Source organism: Pseudomonas cichorii, from assembly GCF_003700275.1.
GTDB classification, from domain to species: domain Bacteria; phylum Pseudomonadota; class Gammaproteobacteria; order Pseudomonadales; family Pseudomonadaceae; genus Aquipseudomonas; species Aquipseudomonas cichorii_B.
The window spans coordinates 1-1,251 of sequence record NZ_RBRE01000101.1; the positions used below are offsets into that span (position 1 = coordinate 1).

The 1,251-nt window shown below is 55.7% G+C and carries 1 protein-coding gene; it reads right to left on the reverse strand.

The window, feature by feature from the left end; genetic code table 11:
- Nucleotides 1-41: 41 nt before the first annotated feature.
- Nucleotides 42-1,189, reverse strand: a protein-coding gene (locus ALQ04_RS25855; RefSeq protein WP_122318624.1) for an IS3 family transposase whose coding sequence is annotated in 2 segments (ribosomal slippage) — nt 42-934 and nt 934-1,189 — 1,149 coding nt in all. Because the reading frame shifts where the segments join, the coding sequence is not laid out codon by codon here.
- Nucleotides 1,190-1,251 lie beyond the last annotated feature (62 nt).

The window sequence follows — 1,251 nt, forward strand, 5'->3', positions numbered from 1 at the left end:
TGTAGTGGTCAACTTTTTCCGGACACCTCAATCGGTGGTTGTCAGGCCGCTTGCCGCTCATAATGATTGGGCGGTACGTAGCCCAGTGTCGAGTGCAATCGACTCTCGTTGTAGAACCGCACGATGTAATCGCTGATGTCCTTTATCGCTTCACCCTGGTTGGCATAATCCTTCCTCCAGGTGCGCTCCATTTTCAGGTTCAGGAAGAAGCGCTCCATCACCGCGTTGTCCCAGCAATTACCCTTGCGGCTCATGCTGCACCGCATATCGTGGCGCGCCAGCAGCGCTTGATAGGCCGCGCCGGCGTACTGACTGCCCCTGTCCGAGTGAGCGATCAGGCCCGGCTCGGGCTGCCGTTGAGCGACGGCCAGTTGCATGGCGCTGATCACCAGTTCGGCCCGCATATGAGTCGCCATAGCCCAGCCCACGATCTTGCGCGAGAACAGATCCATGACTGCTGCCAGATACACCCAACCGCTACGCGTGCGAATATAAGTGATATCCGCAACCCAGGACCGGTTGATTGCCTCGGGGTTGAACTGGCGGTTGAGCAGGTTTTCAGCCACCGGCAGGTTGTGATTGCTGTTGGTCGTGTGGACGAATTTACGTTTCCAGACAGGGCGAAGACCTTGTTGCTTCATAAGACGACGGACCTTGAAACGGCCAATGGACATGCCTTCAGCGCGCAGCAGGTTCAGTGTGCGACGGCTGCCATAACAGTGCTCGCTGGCCTCGAATATGGCCTTGATCCTGGTAACAGCGGTGCAGACAGGTTTAGGGTTCAACTGCCGCTGATGGGCCTCATAGAACCCGGAACGACTGATCCGCAACACCCGGCAGACACGAGCAACCGGGTAGGCCTTGCTTTGCAATTGGTGAACCATTTGGTGGATCACTTCAATTCGCGGGCAAAGAAGGCCGTAGCTTTTTTTAGGATGTCGTTGTCCATTTTCAGCTCGCGAATCTGCTGCTCCAGCTGGCGAATACGTTGCTGCTCGCTGGTCAAAGGATTGCCGATTCCGGGACCACCCAATAGCTCGGCCTTGTATTGCTCAACCCAGCGCCGCACTGCGGTATCGCTCAGATTCATGTCCAGGCAGACCGAGTTCACACTCTGGCCCTGATCAACAATGAGCTTGCAGACATCGAGCTTGAAGGCTGCATCGAACTTTCTGTATTTCTTGGTCATGGTAAGTCCTCAATGGGTATAGTTTCCCCCATTGAGGTGTCCGGGGTCATTAGACCAGCTCA